12 protein-coding genes and 1 pseudogene are annotated in these 13,209 nt (G+C 72.8%); all 13 read right to left on the bottom strand.

Annotation, left to right across the window (positions count from 1 at the left end; all coding sequences use genetic code 11):
* A partial coding sequence (locus VKG64_10385) for a DinB family protein (protein HKB25449.1) occupies positions 1–531 on the bottom strand: 531 nt, incomplete at its 3' end.
* 49 nt (positions 532–580) lie between these two features.
* Positions 581–1,186, bottom strand: a pseudogene (locus VKG64_10380) (anti-sigma factor).
* Positions 1,187–1,208: 22 nt separating this feature from the next.
* Complete coding sequence (locus VKG64_10375; GenBank protein ID HKB25448.1) at positions 1,209–1,616, bottom strand: PH domain-containing protein; 408 nt, start codon at positions 1,614–1,616, stop codon at positions 1,209–1,211.
* 35 nt (positions 1,617–1,651) lie between these two features.
* The gene (locus tag VKG64_10370) at positions 1,652–3,637 is read right to left on the bottom strand and encodes an adenylate/guanylate cyclase domain-containing protein (protein ID HKB25447.1); all 1,986 of its coding nucleotides are present in this window, start codon (positions 3,635–3,637) and stop codon (positions 1,652–1,654) included.
* A 49-nt stretch (positions 3,638–3,686) separates the two neighbouring features.
* Positions 3,687–4,124 carry a VOC family protein gene (locus VKG64_10365; GenBank protein ID HKB25446.1) on the bottom strand — a complete coding sequence of 146 codons (438 nt, stop codon included), beginning with the start codon at positions 4,122–4,124 and terminating at the stop codon, positions 3,687–3,689.
* Positions 4,121–5,386, bottom strand: coding sequence for a phenylacetate--CoA ligase family protein (locus tag VKG64_10360; GenBank protein ID HKB25445.1), 1,266 nt, complete (start codon positions 5,384–5,386; stop codon positions 4,121–4,123). Before VKG64_10360 ends, VKG64_10365 begins: the two co-directional genes overlap by 4 nt.
* Before the next feature lie 14 nt (positions 5,387–5,400).
* On the bottom strand, positions 5,401–6,951 hold the full coding sequence (locus VKG64_10355; protein ID HKB25444.1) for a benzoate-CoA ligase family protein: 1,551 nt from the start codon (positions 6,949–6,951) through the stop codon (positions 5,401–5,403).
* 25 nt (positions 6,952–6,976) lie between these two features.
* On the bottom strand, positions 6,977–7,423 hold the full coding sequence (locus VKG64_10350; GenBank protein ID HKB25443.1) for a RidA family protein: 447 nt from the start codon (positions 7,421–7,423) through the stop codon (positions 6,977–6,979).
* A 10-nt stretch (positions 7,424–7,433) separates the two neighbouring features.
* Positions 7,434–8,852, bottom strand: coding sequence for a benzoyl-CoA 2,3-epoxidase subunit BoxB (gene boxB / locus VKG64_10345; protein ID HKB25442.1), 1,419 nt, complete (start codon positions 8,850–8,852; stop codon positions 7,434–7,436).
* Complete coding sequence (boxC, locus tag VKG64_10340) at positions 8,852–10,525, bottom strand: 2,3-epoxybenzoyl-CoA dihydrolase (protein ID HKB25441.1); 1,674 nt, start codon at positions 10,523–10,525, stop codon at positions 8,852–8,854. Before boxC ends, boxB begins: the two co-directional genes overlap by 1 nt.
* Before the next feature lie 5 nt (positions 10,526–10,530).
* Positions 10,531–11,079 (bottom strand): XRE family transcriptional regulator, encoded by a 549-nt coding sequence (locus VKG64_10335; GenBank protein ID HKB25440.1) that lies wholly within the window; start codon positions 11,077–11,079, stop codon positions 10,531–10,533.
* Positions 11,076–12,092 (bottom strand): FAD binding domain-containing protein, encoded by a 1,017-nt coding sequence (locus tag VKG64_10330; GenBank protein HKB25439.1) that lies wholly within the window; start codon positions 12,090–12,092, stop codon positions 11,076–11,078. Before VKG64_10330 ends, VKG64_10335 begins: the two co-directional genes overlap by 4 nt.
* On the bottom strand, positions 12,089–13,209 hold a 1,121-nt coding region (locus VKG64_10325), incomplete at its 5' end, for a molybdopterin cofactor-binding domain-containing protein (GenBank protein HKB25438.1). The genes VKG64_10325 and VKG64_10330, both read right to left, overlap by 4 nt.

Here is a 13,209-nt window from a genome sequence, read left to right as displayed (position 1 = left end):
GAACCCCGCCGCCCGCCGCACGTCGCGGAGCTGGGCGAGGTGGATCCCGTCGTGCCGCGCCTGGAGCTGCCACCATTGCGCGAGGTCGAGATCGCCCAGACGGAAGTGCTTGAAGCGGAGCCCCCGCGGATCCACGCCCGCGAGCTTCTCGATCGACTGCCGGCTCCGCTGCCGCGTCGCCTTCATGGTGGCGATGAGCTCGCCGATCGGCTTGCCGGCCGTCGGCCACACGACGGGCGGCGCCTCGGCCGGGCCCGGCGGATCGGGCGGCAGGGACTTGAACGCGAGCTCGGCCGGCCACGGCGCCAGAGCGCCCGCGGCCTCGGCTTCCCGCGTCAGCTTGGTCGTGAGCTTGCCCGTCGCGACCTCGGCGATCGTCAGGTGGTCGATGATCTCGCCGACGGACCAGTCCTTCTCGCCGGGTTTCCAGTCCGCCTGGCGTTGCGACAGCCCCTCGGCCTCACGGAGCACGTCGGCGCGCACCCGCTCCAGCTCGCTCCACAACGCCTCGACGGGTTTGGGCAGGCTCATCAGGACTCCTCCGGCACACGAGATGGGCTGCGCAGGCAGTATACCCCGACTACTTCGACGCCAGGACCATGGGTCCGGTCGGCGCGAGCACACCGTCCTCGGGCTCGAGGGTGACCGCGAAGACCTTCACGGCCACGCCGCCCTCGACGGGCGCGATGCGGAGGCTCCCCCGCCCCGCGGCATCCACGCGGAAGACACCCGCCGGGCGCGGCGCCGCGTCGGCGAGGGTCCACAGCTCGTACGCCTTGCCCGCCGGCGCCGGCGGCAGGTTCGCGGCGAACAGGTGGCCGCCGGCCGTCGGGTGCCAGATGACGCGGGCCGTCGCCCCGGGGCTCGGCCCGAGCCCGCGGAGCGTCACCACCCGCGTCGCCGGGTCGCGCAGGAGGTCCGCCGCGCTCCGGTACTGCGCGAGCTCCTCGTTCAGCGCGGTCACGTCGCGCTCGAGCTTCGCGTGGAGCGCGGCCATCTCGCGCGCCATCCGGCCGAGCCGCGCCTCGTAGCGCACGGCGACGAAGGCGCCCGTGAACCACGCGGCCACCACGGCCGCCGCCGCCGTCGCGATGACCCAGCGGACCCACGGGCGGCCGCCGCGCGCCGGCGCCGACGTGTCGAAGGGCTCGTGGCTCTGGTTCATGTGGGCTGGACGACCGCGCGGAGCCGCGCGGGCGGTAGCGACGCTAGGCGGTCTGCGCCTGGATCCGCCGACGGAACTCGAGCGGGCTCACGACGCGGTGGAACTCCTCGCGCACGCCCCCCGTCCCCGTGAGCGTGAGGGAGCCGAAGCCGAGGAGCCGGCCCGTCAGGCTCTGGTCCACGGAGATCGCCTCGACCTGCCGCAGCAGGAGCTCGAGCGTGTGGCGGCGGATGAACCCGGTCTTGACGATCACGCGCTTGTTCGTCACGCCGAACTCCGTCGTCCGGTAGGCGACGAGCGGCGGGACGAGCAGGAGGAGCCCGACGACGACGACCGCGCCGCCGACCCAGCGCGCGCCGGGCCCGAGGACGAAGAGGAGCGCCAGGCCGAGCGCCAGGACGACGACCGCCTTGACGAACACGATCCAGTGGAGCCGGGCGCGATAGACCACGCGCTCGTCGGGCAGGAGGTTCTTGTCGATGTAGCTCAGCGCGGACTCGGGGGCGGCGGCGAGAACGGCGATTTTGTGGGGGCGGCTGGCTGCCCCAGCGTCGGCCGCGGCGGCGGCCGCAGGCCGACGACCAGCTCGTAGGACGCCGCGGCGTCGGGATTGGGATTGAACACGCCGATCCAGGCGCCGCCGTGGTCCTTGCCGAGGCCGGGCAGCGAGACGCCATCCTTCGGCAAAAGCTTCGGCTCCGAGCGCACGAGGAGGCTCATCCGGAGCGTCAGGTACCACGCCTTGTCCGAGGGATGGCCGTCCACCGTGAGCTTGAACTGCAGGTCGTGCGGCGTCTTCAGCTCCCCGGGCTTCACGAAGAAGAAGCGCGCGGTCAGCGGCTCGACGGTCATCGTGAAGCTGTGGTCGGCCATGCGCTCGGCCAGGTCGGTCAGCTCCACGTTGCGCTCGGCCTGATCGCCCACGAACCCGCTCGGGCGCATGACGGCGACGGTCGAGCCGTCGTTCTCGATGACGCCGCCGTCCGCCCAGACGCCGGGGTGCGGGATGGCGATCCCCATGACGTCGCGGACCATCGTGCCGTAGGTGTCGCGCAGCCGGCCGCCCTCGACGAGCGTCTCGTAAAGCTTCGTCCCGAGGACCTCGGGCTCCGACGCCCCGCCGGACCGCCCGAGCGCCCGCTCGACGACCGTGCGCATGAAGCCCGGCGACTGGTTCTCGACGTGCTCGAGCAGGAGGAAGTAGCCGTCGGCCACCTCCTGGTCCGCGCTGTCCTGGATGTGCACGCTGAGCAGGTGCGAGTGCTTGCCGAGCTCGCCGCGAATGGCGTGGGCCAGGCCGACCCCCGACATCTTCCACTGGCTCCAGGCCGTGTACGCGCGGCTCCACCAGCGGACGCCCGCGGCGCGCGGGTCGAGCGGCGGCAGGTTCGGCGTCTCGACGACTGCGATACGCGGCGGGGGGGCCGACGACGACGGCGGCGGCTCCGGCCTCCTGCCCGCGGTCGCGACGGCGGCGGGCGCGGGCTTCTCGGTGGTCCCGGCAGAGAGCCGGCCCCGCGCCGCGGCGGTCACCAGGGGCCGGCCGAAGGTCCGGGCGACGCTCGCCTCGATCTGGGCCCACCGCTGCTCGTCGAGGGTGGCTCCCTCGACCACGAGCGTCATGAGGTTCTCGAACGGGACGATGAGGTCCTGGGCCTGCTTCAGGTTGATGTTGCGGCGCTCGGAGAGCGCGCGTGAGAGCGCGACCCGGACCTCGCTCGCCTTGGCCTGGCACTCGATGAGCGGGCCAAACGCCGGGTCGTCCAGGTGGGTCAGCCCGAGCACGCGGTTCAGCAGGCCGATCGCGCGCTGGACCACCGTCGTGAGCGCCGCGGTGTCCTCGGCCGCGGCGGCGGGCGTCGCGCGGCCCTCGGTCGCCTCCCGCGCCTCGGCGGGGCGCCAGACGACTTCGCAGAGCCGCTTGGGCTCGGGAAAGCCCTTGAGCTCGTGGAGCCCGCGGTCCACGTACTCCACGGACTCGATCCGCCCGGCCACGTCGCGCGTGGTCTCGGCGATGAGGATCTGGCCGGGGCCGGTCGCCGCGCAGATCCGCGCGGCGAGGTTCACCATGCTCCCGAAGTAGTCCCCGCCCTCCTGGATCGGCTCACCCGTGTTGATCCCGACGCCGATCGCGATCCGGGGGCCGGTGTGGTTGCGGTCCGCCTGCCCGATCGCCCGCTGGGTCGCGACCGCGCAGAGGATGGCCCCGCGGGCCGTCGTGAAGGCGACCATGAAGCTGTCGCCCTGGGTCTTCACGACCACGCCGCCGAACGCCTCGATCTGCTTTCGGACGATGGCGTTGTGCTCGCGCAGAATGCGGTAGGCCGCCTCGTCGCCGGACTGCTCGGTGTAGTCGGTGAACCCGCGGATATCGCTGAAGAAGATCGTGACGGTGCCGCCGAACGGCACCGCCGCCCCGGGCGCTGCCTGCGGTCCCGGCACCTGCCCTTGCGCGCCGATTTCCTCAGCCATCCTCGCTGAAATCCGATAGTAGCCGATGCCGGGTCAAAGGGGCACCCTTCTATCCGGGCGCCCGGACGCCCACCGCCCACACGTAGCCGTCGGGATCCTCGACCATCACCTCGCGCCAGCCGTGGCCCTTCGTGGTCGCGGGCTGGACGATCGGGGCGCCGACCCCCCGGGCGGCGCCCTCGACGACGTCTGGATCGACCCCGAACAGCCGGAGCTCGGCGCCGAGGCCCCGGCGCTCGCCGCGCGTCAGCGCCGCGTGCCAGGGATGCTTGTCGTAGGTGTGGTCGGCGTGGAGCATGAGCTCGACGCCGTTCACCGCGAGGGCCGCGAAATCCGGGTCCGCATAGTGAACCCTCGCCGCGAGCACCTTCCGGTAAAACTCGACGGCCCGCGCGACCTCGCGCACGAGCAGGTTCACCGTCAGCACGGGGAGCCCGCGCCCAAAACGGTCGGCGGGCATCCACGGATCGCTCGTGCGCTTCTTCACCGCCGGACGACCCGGCGCGCCTTCAGCTCGTGGCGCGGCAGGCTCCGGGGCGGCACGGCGCGCACCTCGAGCCGGATGCCGAGCCCCACGCGGAGCGCCTCCTGCACCGAGCGCACGGTCGCGTCGTCACCGACCTCGAGCAGCACGCGGACCTCGTCGAGCTCGCCCGCGCGGAAGACCTCGAGCTGGAACTCGTCCACGGCCGTGAACCGCCGCACGATCCCCTCGACCGCCGAGGGGAAGACGTTGACGCCGCGCACGATCAGCATGTCGTCCAGGCGCCCCAGGATCCCGCCCTCGAGGCGCAGGAACGTGCGCCCGCACGGGCACGGCGCGCCGGCCACGCGCACGCGGTCGCCGGTGCGGTAGCGGACGGCGGGCGAGCCGAGCCGACCGAGGTTCGTCAGCACGAGCTCGCCTTCGCGCGCGGGCGCCCCGCTCGCGGGATCGACCACCTCCGCGATGAACTCCGACTCGTTGACGTGCAGCCCCGCCTGCTCCGCGCACTCGTAACCGTACGCGCCCATCTCCGTCATGCCCGCGTGGTCGAACGCGCGCGCTCCCCAGCCCTCCTGGATCCTCGCGCGCACGGCCGGGATCCCCGCGCCCGGCTCGCCGGCGTGCACGGTGACCCGCACGGACCCCCGGCAAAGATCGATCCCGCGCTCGTGGGCAACCTCGACCAGGTGGAGCGCGTAGGAGGGGGTGCAGACGAGGGCCGTCGCGCCCAGGGCCTCCATCCACGCGAGGCGCGTCGTGGAGTCCTGGCCGCCGCCGGGGATCGCGAGCGCGCCGAGCGCGCGGGCGCCCTCGAACCCCGCCCAGAAGCCGATGAAGAGCCCGAACGAGAACGGGAAGAACACGCGGTCGGCCGCCGTCACGCCGGCGCCGCGCAGGACGAAGCCCCAGCAGCGCGTCCACCAGTCCCAGGACTCCTGCGTGTCGAGCGATCGGAGGGGCTGGCCGCTCGTCCCGGACGTCTGGTGCACGCGCACGTAGCGGTCGAGCGGGTACGTGAGGTTCGTGCCGAACGGCGGGTGCGCCGCCTGGTCCTCGACGAGCTCGCGCTTCAGCGTGAAGGGCAGGCGCCGGAAGTCGTCCCAGCCGCGGAGGTCGTCCGCGGCGGCGACGCCCGCGGCGCGCCACTTGGCGCGGGCGAAGGGGTTGGACGCGCAGAGCTCGCGCGCCATCGCGTGGAAGCGCCGCCACTGGTGCTCGCGCAGGGCGTCCGGCGCGAGGGTCTCGAGCCGCGGGTCGAACACGCGCGAGGGGCCGCTCAGGCCCGGAGCTTGAAGCGCTGGATCTTGCCCGTCGCCGTCTTGGGCAGCTCGGCGACGAACTCGATCCAGCGCGGGTACTTGTAGGGCGCGATCTTGTCCTTCACGAACGCCTTGAGCTCGTCGGCGAGCCCGGCGGAGGCGGTCGCCGGCTCCTTGAGGACGACGAACGCCTTGGGCTTGACGAGCCGGTCGGCGTCTTCCTTGCCGACCACCGCCGCCTCGAGCACGGCCTGGTGGCGCACGAGCGTGGCCTCGACCTCGACCGGCGAGACCCAGATGCCGCCGACCTTCAGCATGTCGTCAGCGCGGCCGCAGTACCAGAAGTAGCCGTCCGGGTCCTGGTAGTACTTGTCGCCGGTCTGGATCCAGGCGCCGAAGAGCGCCTCCTTGCTCTTCTCGTGCTTGTTCCAGTAATAGGCCATGATCGAGTCGCCCTTGACGCGGAGGTTCCCGATCTCGCCCTGCGGCACCGGCCGCCCCTCGTCGTCCACGACGCTCGCCTCGTAGCCGGGCACGGGCAGGCCCGTCGAGCCCGGCCGGGCGCGGCCGGGACGGTTCGAGAGGAAGATGTGGAGGATCTCCGTCGTCCCGATGCCGTCCACGATCTCGACGCCGAAGCGCTCGCGCCAGCGGTTGTAGATCTCCTCGGGCAGCGCCTCGCCCGCGGACACGCAGAGGCGGAGCGAGGAGGTGTCGAAGCGCCGCTCGGCCTCCTTCACGGCCAGCATCGCGGCGTAGAGCGTGGGGACGCCGAAGAAAATCGTCGGGCGGCAGCGCGCGATCAGCTCGAACATCGTCTCCGGCATCGGCCGGTGCGGGTAGAGCACGCTCTGGGCGCCGACGCTCAGCGGAAAGTAGCCGGCGTTGCCGAGCCCGTAGGCGAAGAAGAGCTTCGCCGCTGAGAGCACCCGGTCGCTCGCGCGGAGCCCGAGCACCTGCTTCGCGTAGGTCTCGGCGCAGATGACCATGTCGTGGTGGAGGTGCACCGCGCCCTTCGGCGAGCCCGTCGAGCCCGACGAGTAGAGCCAGAACGCGGGCTCGTCCCGCGACGTCGGGGCCGCCGTCAGCGTCGCGGAGGCGCGCGCGAGCCACGCCTCCCAGGACAGGAACGGGCCCGGGGGGCCGCCGGCGACCAGGACGTGCTCGAGCCGCCGGGCCTCCGCGAGCGCCGGCGCCGCCTCGGCGAGGAGTGGCGCCGAGACCACGGCGACTTTCGCGCGGCTGTCGTTCAGGAAGTAGAGGTAGTCCGCCGTTCGCAGGAGGGTGTTCACCGGGATCGGGATCGCGCCGATCTTGATCGCGCCCCAGAACGCCCCGACGAACTCCGGCGCGTCGAGGCAGAGCAGCAGGACGCGGTCCTCCATGTCGACGCCGAGCTCGAGCAGCGCGTTGCCGGCGCGGTTCGTGAGGTCCTGGACGTCGGCGTAGGTCAGCGTCCGGTCCTCGTACAGGTGCGCCGGCGCGGCGCCGCGGCCCTCCGCGACGTTCCGGTCCACGAAGTGCGCGGCCACGTTGAACTGGGGCGGCAGAATCTCCGACGCGTTCATGGGCGGCTCCTCCAGTGGTGACCGGTCAGCGTCGCGACTTTCGCCGGGGCGCCGGCTTGCGCCGGGCGACGGGGCGCGGGCGCACGGCCATCGCCTCGATCTCGACCCGCAGCTCCGGCCGCACGAGCCGGCTCACGATCAGGAGCGTGTTCGGCGGGTACGCGCCGTCCGGGAAGTAGCGCGGGAAGACCTCCTGCCGGGCCTTCATGAACCCGGCGATGTCGTCGGCGCTCGTGAGGAACGTCTGCAGGCGCACGACGTCGCGCCAGCGGCAGCCGCCCGCGTCGAGGACCGCGCCGACGTTCGCGAACGCCTGCTTGGTCTGGGCGATGACGTCGTCGCCGGCCCGGCCCTCGCGGTCCGTCCCGACCTGCCCCGCCACCACGAGGAGCTCGCCGGCGGCGGCGAGCATGCCGTGCGAGTACATCCCGAGGGGCTTCCCGAACTCTCGCGGGGTGACGACCCTGGGCATGGCGGTCTCCTCAGGCGAGCCGGACGTACTCGAAGTCCAGCGGCTGGCCGTTGACGCCGCGCGGCGGCGGCGCGATCCAGCCGGCGAACTTTCCGGCCTCGGTGACGGGGCGCATCAGGCTCTCGACCCAGGCCTGGTCCTCCGCGGTCGGCAGCCACGCGTGCTTCTTCGCGTCCCACTCCGCCTGGGTCAGCACGCGCCCATCCGGCGACACGCGGACGTCGGCGCAGAGCCCGATGGCGCGGTGGAAGCCCCGGTGCGGCAGGCGGAGCGAGGCGTCGATGCCGTGCTCCTTGATGATCCGGTTCCAGCGGTCCACGCCGCGCTGGCAGTCCGCGATGTAGTCGTCGCGCAGCCGCTCGTTCAGCGACGGCAGCGCGGGCTCGTCGCGCGCGACGAGCGTCTCGCCGTCGAGCGTGGTGACCGGGTACGTCGCGCTCTTGAGCTGATGGTCGTCGGTCTTCTTCATCTCCTCGAACCGGCCCTTGAGCCCCATCGTGTAGAAGTTCGCCGCGTTGGTCGAGATCTCCGACCCGAAGAGGTCGAGCGACACCGAGTAGTGGAAGTTGAGGTAGCGCTGGAGCGTCGGCAGGTCGATCCCGCCGTGGCGGCGGACGTCGTCCGTCTTGTGCTCGCGCATGAGCTGGCAGGCGCGCTGCACGACGCGCCCGATCCCGGTCTCGCCGACGAACATGTGGTGCGCCTCTTCCGTCAGCATGAACCGGCAGGTGCGCGAGAGCGGGTCGAAGCCGCTCTCCGCGAGCGCCGCCAGCTGGTACTTGCCGTCGCGGTCGGTGAAGAACGTGAACATGAAGTAGCTGAGCCAGTCGGGCGTCGGCTCGTTGAACGCGCCGAGGATGCGCGGCCGGTCGCGGTCGCCCGAGCGCCGCTGGAGCAGCGCTTCGGACTCCTCGCGGCCGTCGCGGCCGAAGTAGGCGTCGAGCAGGTAGACCATTGCCCAGAGGTGGCGGCCCTCCTCGACGTTGACCTGGAAGAGGTTGCGCAGGTCGTAGAGCGACGGCGACGTGCGCCCGAGCCGGCGCTGCTGCTCGACCGACGCGGGCTCGGTGTCGCCCTGCGTGACGACGAGGCGGCGCAGGACGCCGCGGTACTCGCCCGGCACCTCCTGCCACGCCGGCGCGCCCTTGTGATCGCCGAAGGCGATCCGGCGCCCGGGCCCCGGCTCGGCGAGGAAGATCCCCCAGCGGTACTCCGGCATCCTCACCCAGCCGAACTGCGCCCACCCCTGCGCGTCCACGCTCACCGCCGTGCGCAGGTAGGTCTCCGTCGCCTGGTAGCCGTGGGGCCCCATGTCCATCCACCAGCCGAGGAACTTCGGCTGCCACTCCTCGAGGGCGCGCTGGAGCCGGCGGTTCTCGGCGAGGCCCACGTTGTTCGGGATCCGCTCCGTATAGTCGATGCCGGCCATCACACTCTCCTTCGATCGAACTCGCCGCGCTGCCCGGTGCCGTAGACCGAGAGGGCCCCCTTGGGGCCGACGGCGTTCGGGCGCTGGAAGATCCAGTTCTGCCACGCCGACAGGCGGGCGAAGATCTTGCTCTCGAGCGTCTCGGGCCCGCCGAACCGGAGCGAGGCCTCCATGCCCGTGAGCGCGTCCGGCGAGAAGGCGGCGCGCGCCTCCAGCGCGAGCCGGACCTCGTCCTCCCAGTCGATGTCGTCGGGCGTGAACGTGACGAGCCCGGCCTCCGCCGCCGCCCGGGCGTCGAGGTCCTCGCCGGCGCGCGCGCGGAGCTTGTCCACCCGCGCGGGCTCGGCGAGGAAGCGGCTCGCGAGGCGCGAGAGGCCGTTCACCGTCGGGTAGGCGCCGAAGTTCAGCTCGGTGAGCCGCAGCACGGGCGCCGGCCGGTTCGAGCCCTCGCGCGTGCCGTCGAGCATGTACGCGCGGTCCGCCGCCAGGCAGAGCTCGAGCAGCGTGCCGGCGAAGCACGAGCCCGGCTCGACGAGCGCGAAGAGGGAGCGCGACGAGACGTCGAGGCGCTTGAGTGTGCGCCGCAGGTAGAGGCGGATCTCGCGCACGAGCCAGTCGTCGCGATGGGCGGCGAGCGCCTTGTCGTGGGCCTCGACGAGCGCCGCGGCGCCCACGGTCCTGAAGACCCAGACGCCGATCTCCGCCTCGTTCGTGCGGAGGTGGAGGATCAGGTCGTCGAGCTCGCGCGCGAGCGCGAGCGGCCAGAACGCGGCGCCCTGCGCGTGGATGCCCTCGGCGTCCGCGGGCGGCGGCGCGGCCGGGCCCACGACGGTGATCTCGGCGAGCGCGCGCGCCCGGTCGAGCGTGCAGGCGACGGTGCCGTACGTGACCCGGTCCCCCTCGACCGTCCGTTCGAGCGGCGTGAGCCGGATCCCGCGCGCCGCGGCGGGTCTGTCCGTGCGCGCCGCGAGCTCCCGCGCGCGCTCCCGGACGTGCGCGTCGAGCTTCGAGCGCGGCACCACCTCGTCCACGAGGCCCCACTCGACGGCGCGCCGGCCCTTCACGCCCTCCTCCGTCGTGCAGAAGAAGTCCGCGCGGTCGCGGCGCACGTGGCGCTTGTCCACGAGGCGCGTGAGCCCGCCCGTGCCCGGCAGGACGGCCAGGAGCGGCACCTCGGGCAGCGACACGGCCGTGTTCGCGTCGTCGGCCATGACGATCCAGTCGGTCGCCAGCGCGAGCTCGTAGCCGCCGCCGGCGCACGGGCCGTTGACGGCCGTGAGCCAGGTCTGGCGCGACTCCGCCGTCGCCTCCTCGAGGGCGTTGCGCGTCTCGTTGGTGAACTTGCAGAAGTTCACCTTGAAGCCGTGGGCGGACTGGCTCAGCATGCGGATGTTCGCGCCCGCGCAGAAGACGCGCTCCTTGCCCGACGTGACGACGACCGCGCCCACCTCGGGGTGCTCGAAGCGGAGGCGCTGGATCGCGTCGTAGAGCTCGATGTCCACACCGAGGTCGTAGGAGTTGAGCTTCAGCTCGTACCCGGGCGTGAGCCCGCCGTCCTCGCGGACGTCCATCGCGAGCGTCGCCACGGGGCCGTCGAAGGAGAGCTTCCAGTGCCGGTACTTCGCGGGCTCGGTCCGGAAGTCCACGCGCACGTGTTCGCCGGTGTCGGCCATGGTCCCTATCCCAGGATGACCCAGAGCGCCTGGGCCTGTCTCGCGCCGAGGTTCTCCCAGCCGTGCGGCGTCCCGCCGTCGAGCAGCGCGCTGTCGCCCGCCTCGAGGACGTGGCGGTCGCCGTTGTAGTGGAGCGCGACCTTCCCGCGGAGCACGTAGAAGAGCTTCATCTGGCCGGGCTTGATGACGACCTTCTCGGTCGTGACGCCGCGCGACTTCGGCCCGAGCGTGGACACGACCGCGCGGATCTTCCCCTGGAAGAGGCCCGCGCCGAGGACCGTCCAGCGCTCCGACGAGCCGTCGAACGTGACGACCGGATGGTCCGTCCGGCGCGAGACGACGATCGAGCCCACGGGCTCCGCGTCGAAGAGCGAGCCCATCGGCACGCCGAGCGCGGCGGCGACGCGGCCGAGCGTGTGGAGCGAGGGCGTGAGCCGCCCCGACTCGATCTGCGACACCATGCTCGGGGTGAGGTCCGCCTTCTCGGCGAGCTGCCGCTGCTGGAGCTCGCGCTCCGCGCGGAGGCGCCGGATCCGCGCGCCGAGCGAGCTCACGCGACCTCCGCGTCCGCGCGGCCGGGCGCGTCGAGCCCCGCGAGCGCGCGCAGCGCGCGCGCGACGAAGACGCGGGTCATCTTCTTCCGGTACGGATGCGTGAAGTCGGTGTTGTCGAGCGGCTTCGACGGCCCGGCGGCGAGGTCGGCCACGCGCGCGATCAGCTCGGGCGTGAGCCGCTCGCCCGCGAGCGCCGCCGCCGCGGCGGGCGCCGGGCGCGGCTGCGAGGCGACGGCGCCGAGGACGATCCGCGCCTCGGCGACGCGGGCGCCGTCCAGCCGCAGCGCGACCGCGACGCCGAGGACGGGGAAGTCGAAGGAGCCGCGCCGCCGGAGCTTCAGGTACGCGCTCCGCCAGCCGTCGGCGGGCGGCAGCCCGATGTCCGCGACGATCTCGCCCGGCTGCTTGGCGAGGTACTCGATACCGTCGTCGCGGTAGAGCGCCTCGAGCGGGACGGTGCGCTCGCCCGACGCGCCGACGAGCCGCACGCGGGCGCCGAGGCTCCAGAGGACGGGCGCCGTGTCCGACGACGAGACCGCCCAGCAGCGCGGGCTCCCGGGCGCGACCAGGCAGATGTCGCCGTCCTTCTTCATGCAGAAGCCGACCGCCTTCCGCCACTCGTAGGACTGGTTGTAGTAGTTACAGCGCGTGTCCACGCACACGTTGCCGCCGAGCGTGCCCATGTTGCGGAGCTGCGGCGAGGACACGAGGCCCGCGGCCGTCGCGAGCGCCGGGTAGTGCGCGGCGACCTCCGGGTGCGCGGCCACGGCGGAGAGCGTCGTGCCGGCGCCGAGCGTCAGGCCCTCGCGCGGGCCGCCGCGGACGCCGGCGAGCTCGCGGATCCCGCGGAGGCCCACGAGCACCTTCGGCTCGAACTGCCGGCGCTTCATGTTCGGGAACAGGTCGGTCCCGCCCGCGACGATCATCGCGTCCGCGCCATGCTCCGCGAGCGCCCGCGCGGCGTCGCCGAGGGTCCGCGGCAGGAGATAGGTGAAGGGCGGGAGACGGATCATGGCGTGAAGGGGCGGACGGCCACGGCGTCGGCCGGCTGGCCGAACGCGGACTCGACCGCCACCGGCTCCTTGAACGTGAAGAGCGGGATCTTCTCGGGCCCGACGCGCGGAGGCTTGCCGCGGCTCCGGAGCTCGAGCCCCTTCAGGATCATCTCGGGCGTGATCGGCACCTCGTCGCAGCGCACGCCGACCGCGTGGTAGATCGCGTTCGCGATCGCCGGGGGCACGGGCAGGAGCGGCCCCTGCCCCGCTTCCTTGGCGCCGAACGGCCCTTCCGGATCGTCGGTCTCGACGAGGAAGGTGTGGATGTCGGGCGTCTCGAGCGTCGTCGGGCTCTTATAATCGAGCATCGAGGGCTGCTTGTGGACGCCCTCGCGGAAGACCTGGCCCTCCATGAGCGCCTCGCCGATGCCCATGTAGACGGAGCCCTCCACCTGGCCCTCGACGAGCAGCGGGTTGAGCGCGCGCCCGATGTCGTGCGCGATCCACACGTCGTGCAGCTCGATCTCGCCCGTCTCCTCGTCGACGCTCAGCTCCACGACGCACGCGGAATACGAGTAGCACGGCGAGGGCCCGACGCCGCCGCCCTTGTACTTCCCGGCGCGCTTGGGAGGCGCGTACGAGCCCGCGAACGCGAGCACGCCGTGCGCCGCCTCGGCGAGCTCGACCGCCTGCACGAAGGTGAGCGCGTTCTCCCAGTCGGCGGGCACACCCACCTTGCGGTCCCTGAACACGAGCGCCTCGGGGCCGACCTCGAGCTTCGTCGCGACCGCGCGGGCGATCACGCTCCGGAGCCGCTCGGCGGCCTGGATCGCCGCCACGCCGCACATGAGCGTCACGCGCGAGGAGTACGAGCCGAGGTCCACCGGGGTGAGGCTCGTGTCGGCGGGGTGCACGTGCACGTCCTTCGGGTCGATGCCGAGGACCTCCGCCGGCAGGTACGCGAGGATCGAGTCCGAGCCCTGGCCGATGTCGGTCGCGCCGCAGAGCACGGAGACGCCGCCGCTGCGGTCGGCGCGCAGGACGACGCCCGAGTGCGGCATGTTGTTCCAGTACACCGCGGTGCCCGCGCCCGTCATGTACGCCGAGCAGGCGAGGCCGACGCCGCGCCGCCGCG

It is taken from the genome of Candidatus Methylomirabilota bacterium (genome assembly GCA_035260325.1).
Taxonomy (GTDB): Bacteria; Methylomirabilota; Methylomirabilia; order Rokubacteriales; family CSP1-6; genus AR19.
This window is presented reverse-complemented; position numbering and strand designations above follow the sequence as displayed.

Bases quoted from the DNA above. Each gene is read 5' to 3' on its own strand.
- VKG64_10350 (HKB25443.1), bottom strand. From the start codon at position 7,423: ATGCCCAGGGTCGTCACCCCGCGAGAGTTCGGGAAGCCCCTCGGGATG.
- VKG64_10355 (HKB25444.1), bottom strand. From the start codon at position 6,951: ATGAACGCGTCGGAGATTCTGCCGCCCCAGTTCAACGTGGCCGCGCAC.
- boxB (HKB25442.1), bottom strand. From the start codon at position 8,852: ATGGCCGGCATCGACTATACGGAGCGGATCCCGAACAACGTGGGCCTC.
- VKG64_10330 (HKB25439.1), bottom strand. From the start codon at position 12,092: ATGATCCGTCTCCCGCCCTTCACCTATCTCCTGCCGCGGACCCTCGGC.
- boxC (HKB25441.1), bottom strand. From the start codon at position 10,525: ATGGCCGACACCGGCGAACACGTGCGCGTGGACTTCCGGACCGAGCCC.
- VKG64_10370 (HKB25447.1), bottom strand. From the start codon at position 3,637: ATGGCTGAGGAAATCGGCGCGCAAGGGCAGGTGCCGGGACCGCAGGCA.